Below are 15,959 nucleotides of genomic sequence, written 5' to 3' on the forward strand. Positions count from 1 at the left end.
CTCGGTCATCGCTTCGGGGAAGATCATGTCGGCACCGGCTTCGACGCAGGCTGCGGCGCGATCGATCGCGGCCTGCAAGCCGTCGACCGCGAGGGCGTCGGTGCGGGCCATGATCACGAAGTCGGCATCGATGCGCGCGTCCACGGCTGCCTTGATGCGGTCGACCATCTCGTCCTGCGACACGATCGCCTTGCCGGGCCGGTGGCCGCAGCGCTTGGCGCCCACCTGGTCTTCGATATGCATCGCGCCGGCTCCGGCCTTGGTCAGTGCTTTCACGGTGCGCGCAATGTTGAACGCCGAAGGCCCAAAACCCGTATCGACGTCGACCAGCAGCGGCACGTCGCACACATCGGTAATGCGGCGCACGTCGATCAGCACGTCGTCGAGCGTCGAGATGCCGAGATCGGGCAAACCGAGCGAGCCGGCCGCGACGCCGCCACCGGACAGATAAATCGCCTTGAACCCCGCCCGCTGCGCGAGCAGCGCATGGTTCGCATTGATCGCGCCGATCACCTGCAGCGGTTTCTCCGCGGCGACAGCGGCACGAAAGGCCGCGCCTGCAGACCTGTTTGCAGCGTTGCTCATGATGCGGATTCCTCCGTATGCGCGGATGCGTCGCCGAACAGCGAAGCTGTCTCGGCAGGCATCGTACTGCCGGTTGCCTTCGCGCGTCTCAAGACCGACCAGTAGTAGCGGTAACTCGCACGGTCGTGCAGCGTGTCGCGATGGCGGGTGGGGCCCCATTGTGCGCTTTGCGCGCCGAGCAGAATCTCGGCCGCTGTCACAATTTCTTCATCGCGCGGTGCGAACGCGGACACGATGGCCGGAATCTGTGCCGGATGGATGCTCCACATCCGCGTGTAGCCGAATTCGTTGCGGGCGCGCTGCGCATCGCCAGCCACCACGCTCATGTCGCGCACTTCGGTGGTCACGTTGTGCGACGGCACCTTGCCGTGCGCGTGACACGCGGCAGCGATCTCGAGCTTCGCGCGCCGCACCAGCGGATGATCGAACTGGCCGGGCGAACGCATTGCGGTATCGGGAATCGCGCCATCGTGCGCGGAAACGAAGTCCATCAGGCCGAAGCTCAGTGCCTCGACGCCGGGCAGGGCGGCGAGATCGAACGCGCGCGCCAGTGCGCCGTGCGTTTCGACCAGCAGTTGCACCGGCACTGCATGCGCGATACCCAGTTCGCGACGCGTCGCTTCGATGAACGCGCACATTTCGGCCGCATCGGGCACGCTGCGGATTTTCGGCAGCGTCACATAAGCCGGCGCGCGCTTTGCCGCACGCAGAATGATGCGCACGTCGTCGCGCCAATGCGGATCGGCGAAATCGTGAATCCGCACGCCAACGCGCCCGAAGCGGTCATGCTCGCTGCCCAGCAGCGATGCCACCAGCTCCGCATGCTCGGCCTCATGGCCGACCTGCGCGCCATCCTCGCAATCGAGCGTCACGTCGAACACCGGCCCGAGCTGCTGCTGCAGCGCGAGCGATTTCAACATCAGCTTCTCGCTGCCGGCGTAGTGATCGCAGGCAGGCAGGATGGCGGGCGGCGCTTCGCCGTCAAACAGCACTTCGGCGGGTGTGAGGGCGCGCATTCTCGGCGTCAAAGCGTAGGTTCTAGTTGGGTGAAATCCGATTCGGGCGCGTTCTGCTGCGAGCGAAACCGCTGCACGGCAAAACGCGTTCGGATCGGATGCGAAAGCTAAGCGGAAGCTCGCCTTCGCACATCGACGTGCACACAAACTCGCACGTAAAAAACCGGAACCCGCCGCGTTGCAACGAAGTCCCGGTCGTTCTGCATTCGATGCTTACAGCAGGTGCTTCACGCCGTCGCGCTCTTCGAGCAGCTCGTTCAGCGTACCGTCCATCTTCTCGCGCGAGAACGCGTCGATTTCGAGGCCTTCGACACGCTTGTATTCGCCGTTTTCGCAGGTAACCGGAACACCGTAAATGATGTCTTCCGGAATGCCGTACGAGCCGTCCGACGGGATGCCCATCGTCACCCACTTGCCGTTCGTGCCGAGCACCCAGTCACGCACGTGATCGATTGCCGCGTTGGCTGCCGAAGCCGCCGACGACAGGCCGCGCGCTTCGATGATCGCCGCGCCGCGCTTGCCGACCGTCGGGATGAACGTGTTGGCGTTCCATTCCTGATCGTTGATCAGTTGCTTCAGCGATTGGCCTTCGACGGTTGCGAAGCGGAAATCCGGGTACATGGTCGGCGAGTGATTGCCCCACACCGCGAGCTTTTCGATTGCAGCGACCGGCTTGCCCGACTTGGCGGCCAGTTGCGACAGCGCGCGGTTGTGGTCCAGACGCAGCATGGCCGTGAAGTTCTTTTTCGGCAGATCCGGCGCCGACTTCATCGCGATGTACGCGTTCGTGTTGGCCGGGTTGCCGACCACCAGCACCTTGATGTCGCGGCTTGCCACTTCGTTCAGCGCGCGGCCCTGCACCGTGAAGATTTCGGCGTTGGCCGACAGCAGGTCTTTACGCTCCATGCCCTTCGAACGCGGACGTGCACCGACCAGCAGCGCGACGTCGGCATCTTTGAAAGCGACCTTCGGGTCGTCGGTGACCACGACACCCGACAGCAGCGGGAACGCGCAGTCTTCGAGCTCCATCACGACGCCTTTGACGGCGCCTTGCGCTTGCGGCAGGTCAAGCAACTGGAGGATTACCGGCTGGTCCTTGCCGAGCAGGTCGCCATTCGCGATGCGAAATAGCAGGGAGTAACCGATTTGACCTGCGGCGCCGGTGACGGCAACGCGCTTTGCGGGCTTAGCCATTGAGAAATCTCCAGGACAGTGCGTTAGACGCTATGAAGAAAACGACATTTTATATGCGCGTTCCTCGAAACGTGGGAAAACACGATGAACTCATTGCGCAGCGGCATGCGGCATACGTGATGAAAGCCGTGACGGGAGGCATGGCGGCCTGCGTCGAAGCCGTTGGGCGCAACGTCGCTGCAAGCGCGGGAGGCGGGCAGTACGCTATGCGTGTGCGCGGCTGCAACCTGCAACAGCACGTTTCGGCAAGCGTCTGTGGGACATGAACAGGCGAATCGAAAGCTGGACTGAAGGGGTGCAGCATGCGCAAGGCGGCGTTCTGAGTACCATCGGTGTACCGCTCGCTGCACTGCTCGGCCACTCGGCGTACCGTGCGCGGCGCAGTTTCCGGCGCGCTGCAAAACCCGCAAACCCTTGCTCGCCAAGGAGTGTAGGAGCGGCACGATGCAAAGTCAACACTATCTTATGTCTTATATAAGACATAAGTATCGAGGCGAAACTGCTGGACTCCGCATAACCACTTATGTTGAAATGCGCGGCATGAATTCGAACCAGGCGAACTCCTCGAACCCGATCGGCCCGGCGGGCGCAGGCGAAGGCCTGCCCAGCCCCGCATCGTCTTCGTCGCCTACGTTCAGCCCGCTGTACCAACAGATCAAAGGTCTCATCACCCAGAGCCTGGAATCCGGCGAATGGAAGCCCGGCGAGATCATCCCCAGCGAAGTCGAACTGGCCGCGCGCTACAAGGTGAGCCAAGGCACCGTGCGCAAGGCGATCGACGAACTCGCCGCCGACAACCTGCTGGTACGCCGGCAGGGTAAAGGCACCTTTGTTGCGACGCACAACGAAGACCGTGCTCAGTTTCGCTTTCTCAGGTTACTGGCCGATGACGCCGTCGAGCATCCCCACATCAGCAAGCTACTTGAATGCCGGCGCATGCGTGCCAGCGCGGAGATCGCGCGGCAGCTCGACCTGAAACCGGCCGAGCCGGTGGTGTTGATCAAGCGTTTGTTGCAATTCGATGGCGAAGCCACCGTGCTCGACGAAATCTGGCTGCCCGGCAATGTGTTTCGCGGGCTCACGCTCGAGCGCCTGTCGGATTACAAGGGGCCGCTCTATGCGATGTTCGAAACCGAGTTCGGCACGCGCATGATCCGCGCGTCGGAGAAGATTCGCGCAGTGGCGGCAGACCCGGCGGTCGCCGACCTGCTGCATGTGCCCGCAGGGTTCCCATTGTTGTCGGTTGAACGTGTGTCGTACACGTATGGCGACCGTCCTGTCGAAGTGCGACGTGGATGGTATGTCACAACCGGCTATTACTATCAGAACGACCTCAGCTGATGCACGCAACCAAAAGAGCGTAGCGTGCGTGAGTTGGGAACGGCGTCTTTATTGCCGCGGATATAAAGCAGTCTTGAAAGATGTTCGCTGCAGCGCGGTATGAAAAGGCGCTAAAATCGCGGATTAGTGTGACTACAAAGTAGGGGTCTAGCATGGCTGAAGCCGTAAAAAAACCGAGGCCGGAATTCCGGAATATCGGTATCGGGCAGATTCTGACGTCGTACCGTCTCCCGCTAGCGGGGCGCGTATCGATTTTGCACCGCCTAAGCGGTGGTCTGCTCTTCATCTTCCTTCCGTTCCTGCTGTACCTCTTCGATCAGAGTCTCACTTCAGAGATCAGCTTCGATATCTTCAAGGCGTTTCTCGGCAATATCATCGTCAAACTGATCACGCTGGTTCTCGCGTGGGCTTTCCTGTTCCACTTCTGTGCCGGCATCCGTCACCTCGTGATGGATACCAACCATAACAAGGTGTCGAAGGAAAGCGGCAAGACGACGTCGGTGGTCGTGCTGGTCGTATCGTCGATCCTGACCATCGCCTTCGCGCTCAAACTGTTCGGAGCCTTCTAAAAAAATGTCCTCCAATAACCGGATCGGTTCGAAGCGCCTCGTCGTCGGCGCGCACTACGGTCTGCGCGACTGGCTCGCGCAGCGCATTACCGCCGCGATCATGGCGGTGTACACGGTCATCCTGCTTGCCTGGTTCTTCGCTGCACAAGCGTTCTCGTACGACGGCTGGGCCTCGATTTTCGCTACCCAATGGATGAAGCTGGCGACCTTCGTCACGCTGCTGTCATTGTTCTATCACGCATGGGTCGGCATCCGCGACATCTGGATGGACTACATCAAGCCCGTGGGTCTGCGTCTGGTGCTGCAGGCACTGACGATCGTATGGCTGCTCGCGTGCGCCGGCTACGCCGCGCAGATTCTCTGGAGAGTGTAAAAGAATGGCTGCAATCAAAAATTCTCTGCCGCGTCGCCGCTTCGACGTGGTGATCGTCGGCGCGGGCGGCTCGGGGATGCGCGCGTCGCTGCAACTGGCGCGTGCCGGCCTGTCGGTGTGCGTGTTGTCGAAGGTGTTTCCGACCCGTTCGCATACGGTCGCCGCGCAAGGCGGTATCGGTGCGTCGCTCGGCAACATGAGCGAAGACAACTGGCACTATCACTTCTACGACACGATCAAGGGCTCCGACTGGCTCGGCGACCAGGACGCGATCGAGTTCATGTGCCGCGAAGCGCCGCATGCCGTGTACGAACTCGAACACATGGGCATGCCGTTCGACCGTAACGCGGATGGCACGATCTATCAGCGCCCGTTCGGCGGACACACCGCGAACTACGGCGAAAAGCCGGTGCAGCGCGCCTGCGCGGCAGCCGACCGTACCGGCCACGCATTGCTGCACACGCTGTATCAACAGAACGTCGAAGCGAAGACGCAGTTCTTCGTCGAATGGATGGCGCTCGACCTGATTCGCGATGCGGACGGCGACGTGCTCGGCGTCACCGCACTCGAAATGGAAACGGGCGAGGTCTACATTCTCGAAGGCAAGACCACGCTGTTCGCTACCGGCGGTGCGGGCCGTATTTTCGCCGCATCGACCAACGCGTTCATCAACACCGGCGACGGCCTCGGCATGGCTGCGCGCTCGGGCATCGCGCTGCAGGACATGGAGTTCTGGCAGTTCCACCCGACCGGCGTGGCCGGCGCGGGCGTGCTGATTACCGAAGGCGTACGCGGCGAAGGCGGCATTCTGCGTAACGCCGACGGCGAGCGCTTCATGGAGCGCTATGCGCCGACGCTGAAAGACCTGGCGCCGCGCGACTTCGTATCGCGCTCGATGGACCAGGAAATCAAGGAAGGCCGCGGCGTAGGTCCGAACAAAGACCACGTGCTGCTCGACCTGTCGCACATCGGCGCCGAGACGATCCTTAAGCGTCTGCCGTCGATCCGCGAAATCGCGTTGAAATTTGCGAACGTCGATTGCATCAAGGAACCGATCCCGGTTGTGCCGACCATCCACTATCAGATGGGCGGTATCCCGACCAACATGCATGGCCAGGTGGTCGGCACGTCGCGCAATCACGAAGAGCCGGTCAACGGCTTCTACGCGGTTGGCGAATGCTCGTGCGTATCGGTGCACGGCGCGAACCGTCTGGGCACGAACTCGCTGCTCGACCTCGTGGTGTTCGGCCGTGCGGCCGGCAACCACATCATCAAGCACGCGATGGACATGAAGGAACACAAGCCGCTGCCGGCCGATGCGGCCGACCGCGCGCTCGAGCGCCTCGCGAAGCTGGAAGCTTCGTCGTCGGGCGAATACACGCAAGATATCGCCAACGATATCCGCGCGTCGATGCAGGCGCATGCCGGCGTGTTCCGCACGTCGAAGCTGCTCGCCGAAGGCGTCGACAAGATCAACGAGCTGAAAGAGCGCGTCGCCCACGTGCACATGAAGGACAAGTCGAAGGTGTTCAACACCGCGCGCGTCGAAGCGCTCGAGCTGGCGAACCTGATCGAAACGGCACGCGCCACGATGGTGTCGGCCGAAGCCCGCAAGGAAAGCCGCGGCGCGCACGCGCAAAGCGACTTCGAACACCGCGACGACGAAAACTGGCTGCGCCATACGCTGTGGTTCAGCGAAGGCGATCGCCTCGACTACAAGCCGGTTCACATGAAGCCGCTGACAGTCGAATCGGTGCCGCCGAAGGCACGGACCTTCTAAGGTACAGCCACAAGTTCAAGGACCCACAATATGGCCAAGCGTACTTTCGAAATCTACCGCTACGATCCGGATACGGACGCAGCGCCGCGCATGCAGCGTTATGAGCTCGAACTCGAGCACGAGCGCATGCTGCTCGACGCGCTCGTCAAGCTGAAGGCACTGGACGAAACGCTGTCGTTCCGCCGTTCGTGCCGCGAAGGCGTATGCGGCTCGGACGCGATGAACATCAACGGCAAGAACGGCCTTGCTTGCCTGACGAATCTGAACGACCTGCCGCAAACCATCGTGCTGCGCCCGCTGCCGGGCCTGCCGGTGATCCGCGACCTGATCGTCGACATGACGCAGTTCTTCAACCAGTATCATTCGATCAAGCCGTACCTGATCAACGACACGCCGCCGCCCGAGAAAGAGCGCCTGCAGTCGCCGGAAGAGCGCGACGAGCTCGACGGCCTGTACGAGTGCATTCTGTGCGCGAGCTGCTCGACGTCGTGCCCGAGTTTCTGGTGGAATCCGGACAAGTTCGTCGGCCCGGCGGGCCTGTTGCAAGCCTATCGTTTCATCGCGGATAGCCGCGACGAAGCGACCGGCGAGCGCCTCGACAACCTGGAAGACCCGTACCGTCTGTTCCGTTGCCATACGATCATGAATTGCGTCGATGTGTGCCCGAAGGGCCTCAACCCGACCAAGGCGATTGGCAAGATCAAGGAATTGATGGTGCGTCGTACGGTCTGAGATGGACGGATCATCGCATCAGTCCGACCCTCTTCGTCGCGCGCGCCTACGCTGGCGCGCGCGACGCGGCCTGCTGGAAAACGATCTGATCTTCGAGCGTTTTTTCAGCCGATATGAGCATGACCTCAGTGATGCGGACGTGGGCGCGCTGACGCGCCTGCTAGAGCTGAGCGATAACGACCTGATGGACTTGTTGCTGACCAGCAAGGAACCGGAAGGCGACCTGGATGACCCGGACGTCAGACGGGTCCTCGACATGCTGCGCAACGCGTAGTTGCGGCGCGCGTGCCGAAGAAGGCGTGCAATTATCGAAACCCTGTTTCCATACTTCGATTGAGGATGTGCTATGACCCCGTCAGATGTTAAAGCCACGCTATCGTTCAGCGACAATTCGCCGAGCGTTGAAATGCCGATTTACAAGGGCACCATGGGCCCGGACGTGATCGACATCCGTAAGCTGTACGGCCAGACCGGCAAGTTCACGTACGACCCGGGCTTCATGTCGACGGCTGCGTGCAATTCGGCAATTACGTACATCGATGGGGACAAGGGCGAGCTGCTGTACCGCGGCTTCCCGATCGACAACCTCGCGCAGAACGCAGACTTCCTCGAAACCTGCTTTCTGCTGCTGAAGGGTGAACTGCCGAACGCAAAAGAAAAGGACGAGTTCGTCAAGACCGTCACGAACCATACGATGGTTCATGAGCAGATGCAGTTCTTCTTCCGCGGCTTCCGCCGCGACGCGCATCCGATGGCGATTCTGGTGGCGGCCGTTGGCGCGCTGTCGGCGTTCTATCACGACTCGCTCGACATCAATAACCCGCGTCACCGTGAAGTGTCGGCGATCCGCATGATCGCGAAGCTGCCGACGCTGGTGGCGATGGCGTACAAGTACAGCATCGGCCAGCCGTTCGTTTATCCGCAGAACAATCTGTCGTATAGCGCGAATTTCATGCGCATGATGTTCTCGAACCCGTGCGAAGAATACAAGGTCAACGACGTGCTGGTGCGCGCGCTCGACCGTATCCTGATCCTGCACGCGGACCACGAGCAGAACGCGTCGACGTCGACCGTGCGTCTGGCCGGTTCGTCGGGCGCGAACCCGTTTGCGTGTATCGCAGCCGGTATCGCCTGCCTGTGGGGCCCGGCACACGGCGGCGCGAACGAAGCGGCGCTGAACATGCTGGAAGAAATCGGCTCGGTCGACAATATCCCGGAATTCATCAAGCAGGTGAAGGACAAGAATTCGGGCGTGAAGCTGATGGGCTTCGGTCACCGCGTGTACAAGAACTACGATCCGCGCGCGAAGCTGATGCGCGAAACCTGCCACGAAGTGCTCGAAGAACTGGGCCTGCACGACGACCCGCTGTTCAAGCTCGCCATGGCGCTGGAAAAGATCGCGCTCGAAGACGAATACTTCGTGTCGCGCAAGCTGTACCCGAACGTCGACTTCTACTCGGGTATCGTGCAGCGCGCGCTGGGCATCCCGACCTCGATGTTCACGTGTATCTTCGCGATGGCACGTACGGTGGGCTGGATTGCGCAGTGGAACGAGATGATTGCGGATCCGGAACAGAAGATCGGCCGTCCGCGTCAGCTGTTCGTTGGCGATACGCCGCGTGAAGCGAAGGCGATTGATCAGCGCTAAGCGGCAGGCAGGTTAAGCGGCCGGTTTAGGTTGCAAAGAGAAACGCCCCAACGGGTCAACCGTTGGGGCGTTTTGCATTTCCAGGGCGATCCGTTCTACCCAGCTACAAACGGCTCGAACCCGTACAACCGCTCCGGATTCTCGACAAAAATCGCCTGCCGCAGCGCCGCGTCGTCGACCCAATCATTGAATTGATCCATCAGATCGGTATCGTCCGGCATCGGCACCGCAATCGACGGATGCGGCCAGTCCGTACCCCACACCAGCTGACGAGGATTCGCTTCGATCAGCGCATCGATAAACGGCCGCGTATCGACATGCGGTGTCGCCGCCAGCGCGGTGCCGCGATACGTGCCGGACAGCTTGACCCACGCCAGACCTTCGCGCACCAACGCCAGCAGATTCTGAAAGCCCGCGTTGCCGACACCCTTTTGAGTGGGCACATGCCCCAGATGATCGAATACCGCCGGCACGCGCAGCCGCTCGACAAAGCCGGGCAAATCATCGATCGCAGAGACATCGGCAAGAAACTGCAGATGCCAGCCCAACTCGCGAATGCGCTGCGCGAGCGTATGCGCGCTATCGAGCGCAAGCCCCGCACCAAACAGCAGATTCAACCGCACACCACGCGCGCCTAACCGATGAAACTCAGCCAGCTCACGATCGCTGACATCAGGCTCGACCACCAGCACCGCGCGCATCGGCAAGCGGCTTTGCGCGACCGCTTCCAGGCTGCGCCGGTTATCCATCCCATACGGGCTCGGCTGGATGATCACCGAACGCGCGATACCGAAGCTTTGCGCCAGTGCTTCGTATTCGGCCAGCGACGCATCGGGCGGCGTATAGCTGCGGCCCGGCGCATACGGCCACGCATGCTCGGGCCCGAACACATGGAAATGGCAATCGACGGCGCCGGGCGGCAGCGTCCGCTTCGGTGCGCGCGTGAGCGGAAGGGCCGGCGCGCAGACGGGGATGGTCACGGTAGAACTCTCCATAAGGCAGGCGTTATCGAATACGACTGTGGCTGCCCGATGAAAGCGGCAGCCACAGCAACGCAGATCAAATCAGATCACACGAAAGGACATCAAAGCGCGCTTAAGGTTGCACGGTCGCCGACACCTTGGTCAACTTGAACAGGTCCGCCGGCGCCGTGCAATGCTGGCAGTTCACGCCCGGCACATCCGGAGCCTGCTTGACCACATTTGCTGGCAACGGCTGGATCGTCGCGCCCGGCGTAGCGGTGCCATGCAGCGCGGAGTTCAGCGACAGCTCAGGCGTCAGCACCGGGTCGAACACTTCGGTATTGAACGAGTCGGGCACCTTGGTCGACGGGAACGCGTTGCAGCCGTTCACGAAGGTGTCGCCCGTACACACCTTGACCTTGTCGGCCGGCACCCACGGCAGCGGGTATTCGATGTTGTGCACAGCCACCTTACGCTTGCCCGTCAGCTCTTCCATCATCAGCTTGAATGCGTAGCCCGACACGTTGATCGGGTCGCCCGACGAAATGCCGTCCAGCCCACGCTGCTTCAGGTCCGGATTCGCAAGCGCAAGCCGGAAGCCGTTGGTGTTCTCGCCCGTCACCGGCACGAGCTTCTTCATACCGTTTGCCAGCATCGCTGCGACGATGCCGTCTTCGCCGTTCTCGCCGAAGATCGCATCGACGTCCGGATGCGCGGCGAGCGCCTTCGCGGTTTCCTGCTGCGTGGTCTGGCTGTTCCACATGCCGTAGTACTCGGCCACTACCTTGATGTTCGGGTACTTCTTGAACACGCTCATCGCGCCGTCGTAGTTCATCTTGTCGACCGAATTGCCGGCCACGCCGCGGTCAATGAACACATTGCCCTTGCCGTTCAGCTTGTTGACGAGCCATTGCGCGGTGTTTTGCGCGAAGCCGGCGGTGATGTAGCTGACCGTGCGCGCGCACGGCTCGGTCACCGTCGCGCTATACGTGTACACCAGCACGTGCTTTTCGCAGGCTTCGTGAATCGCGCGATTCAAACCCGTCGACGAGATCGGGAACGTGATGATCGCGTCGGCGCCGGCCGACACCATGCTCTGATATGCAGCGGCTTGTGCCTGCACGTCGGTGCCCGAGATGACAGTCTTCAGTTCGACCATCTTGTCGTACGGAGGCGTCGCGGCGAGCGCCTTGATCAGGTTCGACGTCTCGGTCTGATAGCCGTTGCCGCTGTAGCTCATGCTCAGATACACCTTGAACTTCTTCGGCGGCGTTTGCGCATGCGCGACCGAACCGGCCAGCGTCGCGCACGCGGCCAGCGCGATTGCGCCGTGCGTCAGGATAGAGCGGAACTTCATGTTTCCTCCGAATGGTGCCGGCCGAGCCGGTTTTTAGGGTTGTTTTTTGCGGCTGGATCCGCCGCGCTTCAGAAGCGTTGCGAGGTCGTCGCGCAGCAACACGAGAGCGACGAAGATCACGGCGCCATAGACGATCGTGCGCCAGCCCTGCGCAATGCCGAGCGAAGCGACGATGGTCGACAGCGTGGTGAGCAGGACAGCGCCGGCCGCTGCGCCGAGATAGATGCCGCGGCCACCGACGATCGACGTGCCGCCGATCACCACCGCCGCTACCGAAGGCAGCAGATAGCTCTGGCCGAGCGTCAGCGTGACGCCGCGCACGTAGCCGAGCATCAGGATGCCGGCGAGGCCGGCGCTTGCGCCGCTGATCGCATACGCAGCGATCGTCAACCGGTGCACCGGCAGCGCGGCGACGTATGCAGCAGTCGGGTTGGTGCCGAGCGCGTAGATCTTGCGGCCGAAGCCGGTGCGCATCTGCAGGAAGCAGCAGGCTGCGGTGCCGGCCGCCATCAGGTACAGGATCGGCACGCCGAACGGCGTATTGGCGAACAGCGTGGACAAGGCCGCCGACGGCTGGCCGGTCGGCGTGCCTTGCGTAAAGCCTAGCGTGACGCCATACAGGATCACGCCCATCGCGAGCGTCATGATGAACGGCGGAATCTTCACGATGCTCACGCCGATGCCGCTCACTGCGCCGAGCGCAGCGGTGACCAGCAGAATCGCCGGCACGCCCCATACGACAGCCACGTCCGAGCCGCCGACCCACTTGAACGCGAGCACACCGCCGAGCGTCATCATCGATGCGACGCTCAGGTCGAGACCCCCGAGCAGAATCACCATCTGCTGCCCGAATGCGACCACCATCAGAAAGCTCGAGATCACGAGGATCGCTTTCATCTGCGCGAGGCTGCCGAAGTTCGGGCCGAGCAGGCGCGACGCGGCAATCAGCACGAACGAGATCACGAACAGCGCGATCGCGGTGCGCACGTCGCGGTCCATGCGCGACAACAGGCCGCCTGCGCCGGCGTTGTCGCGGGTGTCGGCGGGGCGGCCGCCGGTCATTGGAGTCTGGGTCATGCGAGCGCCTCCCCGCGCGAACCGATGCGCGCGAAGACCACCGCGACCACCACCGCCGCGATCATCACCACGCCCTGGAAAATGCCGGTGTAGAACGACGACACGCCGGTCGAGAACAGCACCTTTTGCAGCAGTGTCAGCGTCAGCGCGCCGAGCATCGAGCCGGCTACGCCGCCGCGGCCACCTGCGAACGACGTGCCGCCGAGCGCGATCGCCGCGAACACCAGCAGCAGGAACGGGTCGCCGGCGTTCGGCGTGCCGGTCGACGTCTGCGCGGTCAGCATGAAGCCGGCGAGGCCGTAGCAGACGCCGGCGAGCACGTAGGCGATCAGCTTTACGCGCTTGACCGGGACGCCGGCCAGCGTCGCGGCCGCTTCGTCGGCGCCGGTGGCGTAGAGGCCCACGCCCCAGTCGGTGCGACGCAGCACGCGCCACAGCGCATAGGCGATCACGGCGATCACCAGCGCCGCCGGCAGGACGCCGCCGATGCGGTCGGTCAGCGTGTAGGTCATGAAGTCGGACACGTTGCCGCCCGGCGCGTCGAGAATCAGCAGCGTGACGCCCGAGCAGACGATCATCGACGCGAGCGTCAGCGCGATCGACTGCAGGTTCCAGTACGCCACCAGATAGCCGTTGATCGCGCCGACCGCGGCGCCCGCCGCAATCGCGATGGCCGCGCCTTGCAGCGCGCCCCACGGGCCGTCGCCGCCGTACACGGCGACCAGCACGTTGGTCAGCGATACGACGCCCGCCACCGACAGGTCGAAGCCGCGCGTCAACACCACCAGCGTGCCGCCCGCCGCCGCGAGCGCGAGCGGCAGGCTGTTGTTCAGGATATCGTTGAGCACCGAGCCCGACAGCGCATCGGCTTGCGTCGCCGCGAAGATCACGGTCAGCACCACGAGAATCGCAACGATGATGGTGGTGCCGTCGCTGAGCATGCGCCGGTACCACGGCTGCGGCCGCAACTGCGCGGAGGAAGTTGACATCGAAGTGGAAGCAGGGTGGTTCATCAGGTTCAGGCTCCGTGTCCTGCGGCGAGCGCGACGAGGCGCGGCTCGGTCAGGTCGTCGCCCGCGGCGACGCCCGCGACCTTGCCGCGGTACACCACGACGCAGCGGTCGACCAGATGGATCAGTTCGGCGAGTTCGGTCGAATAGACCAGCGCCGAGCCGCCTTGCGCGACGAATTTGCGGATCACGTCGTAGATCACCGCCTTGGTGCCGACGTCGACGCCGCGCGTCGGATCGAACAGCACCAGATGGCGCGCGCCGGACATCAGCACGCGGCCGATCAGCGCTTTCTGCTGGTTGCCGCCGGATAGCGCGCCGATGCGCAGCTTCAGATAGCGGCTCGCCATATCGACGCGGCCGGCTTCTTCGAGCACGGCGGCGGTTTCGCGCGCGCGGTCGATTACGCCGAAGCGGCTCAGCTTGCCGAGCAGCGGCAGCGTCATGTTGGTGTCGGTCTGCAGGCCGAGGAAGATGCCTTCAGTCTTGCGTTCTTCCGGCACGAAGCCGATGCCGGCCTTCGCGGCGTCTGCGGGGTTCGACAGGCGCACCGGCTTGCCGTCGATGCGAATCTCGCCGGCACTCGCGTGAGTCAAGCCTGCGAGCATGCGGAACAGGTCGCGCTGGCCCTGGCCTTCGAGCGCGGCCACGCCGACGATCTCACCCTTGCCGACGCGCAGCGAAATGTCCTGCACGGTGCCGCCCGCGAGTTTCGTGACAGCGAGTGCTTCGGGTGCGGTGTCTTTTGGTGCGCTGCTGCGTGCTGCATGCGAATCGCGCGCGGCCGAACCGACCATCAGCTTGAAAATCTGCGCATCTTCGACGCCGGCCAGCGACACCGTTTCGATGCTTTCGCCATTGCGCAGCACCGTGCCGCGGCGGCACAGCCGGCGCACTTCGGAGAGCCGGTGCGAGATGTACAGCACGCCGGTGCCGGCGGCGGTGATGCGCTCGAGAATGTCGAACAGCCACTGCGGGTCGGACAGTGCAGCAGTCGGCTCATCGAGCACCAGCAAGCGCGGCTTGCGCGCCACCGCACGCATGATTTCGATGCGTTGTTTGTCGGCCAGCGACAGCGCGTGCACCTGCACGCCAGGATGAATATGACCGAGACCGTACTCGGCGAGCATCGAGGCTGCACGCTCGCGGCTTTGCGAAACGGAAACGAGACCCGCCGCGCCTTTCGCCTGACGCGGCAGCATCAGGTTTTCGGCGACGCTCAGGTTGGGCAGCAGGCTCAGTTCCTGAAACGCGGTGGAGACACCGGCCGCGCGCGCGGCCATCGGCGTGCCGGGCGCATAGGGCTGACCATCGAGTGTCAACGTACCGGTGTCCGGCGCGACGATACCCGACAGCACCTTGACCACAGTCGACTTGCCCGCACCGTTCTCGCCGAGCAGCGCGTGAATCTCACCGGGCTCGATGTCGAACGACACGCGGCGCACGGCGACGGTCGCGCCGTACGACTTCGCGATACCGCTCATGTCGAGAATCTTTGTCGCGCCGGCGCGCGAAGATGCCGGCGCAGAGGACGGCGCGAGCGCGTCAGCCATTGTAGACACCGCCGTCGATGCCGAACGACTGCGCAGTCACATAGGCCGATTCGTCCGACGCGAGATAGACGAACAGCGGCGCGATCTCTTCGGCTTTGGCCTGGCGGCCGAGCGGCACCAGTGCGGAAATCTTTTGCTGCTGCACGTCGCTGCCGCCCATGAAGTCGATCGCCGGTTGATTGAACGCGGTATCGACCCAACCCGGGCAGATCGCGTTGACGCGGATGTTGTCCGGCGCGAGTTCCATTGCGAGTGCGGTGGTGAATGCCACTACGGCGCCCTTCGATGCCGAATACGCAACCAGCCCCGGCCCGCCACGCTTGCCGGCCAGCGAAGACATATTGACGATCGAGCCTTTGCCCGAGCGGCGCAGATGCGGGATCGCATACTTCGCGCCGAAGAAATGCGCGCGCGCGTTGATCGCGAACAGCGCATCCCAATCGCTTTGCTCGAAACTGACGATCGGGCCCGAGCGCTGCAGTCCTGCATTCTGTGCCAGCACATCGAGGCCACCAAGCCACTGCGCGCCTTGCTCGATCAGATTCGCGACGCTCGCTTCGCTGCTAACATCGGTCTGGATGAAATGCGTCGCGCTGCCGAATTCTTCAGCCACCGCGCGGCCCGCCTGTTCGGCGATATCGCCGATCACGACGCGCGCGCCCTCGGCGACGAAACTGCGCACAGCCTCTTTGCCGATGTTGCCGATTGCGCCCGTGATGATGATGCGTTTTCCGGAGAGACGGCCTGCCATGAGGAACTCCT

General features: G+C 63.0%; 16 protein-coding genes. 7 read left to right on the forward strand and 9 right to left on the reverse strand.

Annotation, left to right across the window (positions count from 1 at the left end; all coding sequences use genetic code 11):
• The 3 genes from prpB to ACYVNQ_RS31900 form a co-directional block, all read right to left on the reverse strand.
• Positions 1 to 585: methylisocitrate lyase (gene prpB / locus ACYVNQ_RS31890; protein ID WP_460908576.1), on the reverse strand; the 585-nt coding region annotated here is incomplete at its 3' end.
• Positions 582 to 1,601: an HpcH/HpaI aldolase/citrate lyase family protein gene (locus ACYVNQ_RS31895; RefSeq protein ID WP_460908578.1), complete on the reverse strand. Its 1,020-nt coding sequence runs from the start codon at positions 1,599 to 1,601 to the stop codon at positions 582 to 584. The genes ACYVNQ_RS31895 and prpB, both read right to left, overlap by 4 nt.
• A 213-nt stretch (positions 1,602 to 1,814) precedes the next feature.
• On the reverse strand, positions 1,815 to 2,795 hold the full coding sequence (locus tag ACYVNQ_RS31900) for a malate dehydrogenase (protein WP_460908579.1): 981 nt from the start codon (positions 2,793 to 2,795) through the stop codon (positions 1,815 to 1,817).
• A gap of 540 nt (positions 2,796 to 3,335) precedes the next feature.
• On the opposite strand from ACYVNQ_RS31900, the gene ACYVNQ_RS31905 reads away from it, so the two are divergent.
• The 7 genes from ACYVNQ_RS31905 to gltA all read left to right on the forward strand — a co-directional run bounded on the left by ACYVNQ_RS31905 (position 3,336) and on the right by gltA (position 9,238).
• On the forward strand, positions 3,336 to 4,136 hold the full coding sequence (locus ACYVNQ_RS31905; RefSeq protein WP_460908581.1) for a GntR family transcriptional regulator: 801 nt from the start codon (positions 3,336 to 3,338) through the stop codon (positions 4,134 to 4,136).
• Positions 4,137 to 4,288: 152 nt separating this feature from the next.
• A complete protein-coding gene (gene sdhC, locus ACYVNQ_RS31910; protein WP_460908582.1) occupies positions 4,289 to 4,705 on the forward strand; it encodes a succinate dehydrogenase, cytochrome b556 subunit in 417 nt (138 codons plus the stop codon).
• Between the two features lie 4 nt (positions 4,706 to 4,709).
• Positions 4,710 to 5,078, forward strand: coding sequence for a succinate dehydrogenase, hydrophobic membrane anchor protein (gene sdhD, locus ACYVNQ_RS31915; RefSeq protein WP_460908584.1), 369 nt, complete (start codon positions 4,710 to 4,712; stop codon positions 5,076 to 5,078).
• A gap of 4 nt (positions 5,079 to 5,082) precedes the next feature.
• Positions 5,083 to 6,858: a succinate dehydrogenase flavoprotein subunit gene (sdhA, locus tag ACYVNQ_RS31920; protein WP_460908586.1), complete on the forward strand. Its 1,776-nt coding sequence runs from the start codon at positions 5,083 to 5,085 to the stop codon at positions 6,856 to 6,858.
• A 30-nt stretch (positions 6,859 to 6,888) separates the two neighbouring features.
• Entirely contained in the window at positions 6,889 to 7,590 is a 702-nt protein-coding gene (locus tag ACYVNQ_RS31925; protein ID WP_460908588.1) for a succinate dehydrogenase iron-sulfur subunit, read from the forward strand.
• 1 nt (position 7,591) lies between these two features.
• Positions 7,592 to 7,864, forward strand: a complete 273-nt coding sequence (locus tag ACYVNQ_RS31930) for an FAD assembly factor SdhE (protein ID WP_460908590.1) — start codon at positions 7,592 to 7,594, stop codon at positions 7,862 to 7,864.
• Positions 7,865 to 7,936: 72 nt separating this feature from the next.
• On the forward strand, positions 7,937 to 9,238 hold the full coding sequence (gene gltA / locus ACYVNQ_RS31935) for a citrate synthase (RefSeq protein WP_460908592.1): 1,302 nt from the start codon (positions 7,937 to 7,939) through the stop codon (positions 9,236 to 9,238).
• Between the two features lie 95 nt (positions 9,239 to 9,333).
• On the opposite strand, the gene ACYVNQ_RS31940 is transcribed toward gltA, so the two are convergent.
• The 6 genes from ACYVNQ_RS31940 to ACYVNQ_RS31965 all read right to left on the reverse strand — a co-directional run bounded on the left by ACYVNQ_RS31940 (position 9,334) and on the right by ACYVNQ_RS31965 (position 15,948).
• Complete coding sequence (locus tag ACYVNQ_RS31940) at positions 9,334 to 10,218, reverse strand: amidohydrolase family protein (protein ID WP_460908594.1); 885 nt, start codon at positions 10,216 to 10,218, stop codon at positions 9,334 to 9,336.
• Between the two features lie 115 nt (positions 10,219 to 10,333).
• Positions 10,334 to 11,557 (reverse strand): sugar ABC transporter substrate-binding protein, encoded by a 1,224-nt coding sequence (locus tag ACYVNQ_RS31945; RefSeq protein ID WP_460908596.1) that lies wholly within the window; start codon positions 11,555 to 11,557, stop codon positions 10,334 to 10,336.
• Positions 11,558 to 11,590: 33 nt separating this feature from the next.
• A complete protein-coding gene (locus tag ACYVNQ_RS31950; protein WP_460908598.1) occupies positions 11,591 to 12,634 on the reverse strand; it encodes an ABC transporter permease in 1,044 nt (347 codons plus the stop codon).
• Entirely contained in the window at positions 12,631 to 13,647 is a 1,017-nt protein-coding gene (locus ACYVNQ_RS31955; protein WP_460908600.1) for an ABC transporter permease, read from the reverse strand. The genes ACYVNQ_RS31950 and ACYVNQ_RS31955 overlap by 4 nt, the downstream gene beginning before the upstream one ends.
• A gap of 5 nt (positions 13,648 to 13,652) precedes the next feature.
• Positions 13,653 to 15,197, reverse strand: coding sequence for a sugar ABC transporter ATP-binding protein (locus ACYVNQ_RS31960; RefSeq protein WP_460908602.1), 1,545 nt, complete (start codon positions 15,195 to 15,197; stop codon positions 13,653 to 13,655).
• A complete protein-coding gene (locus tag ACYVNQ_RS31965) occupies positions 15,190 to 15,948 on the reverse strand; it encodes an SDR family NAD(P)-dependent oxidoreductase (protein WP_460908604.1) in 759 nt (252 codons plus the stop codon). Before ACYVNQ_RS31965 ends, ACYVNQ_RS31960 begins: the two co-directional genes overlap by 8 nt.
• Positions 15,949 to 15,959: the final 11 nt, after the last annotated feature.

The organism is Paraburkholderia jirisanensis (assembly GCF_054782355.1).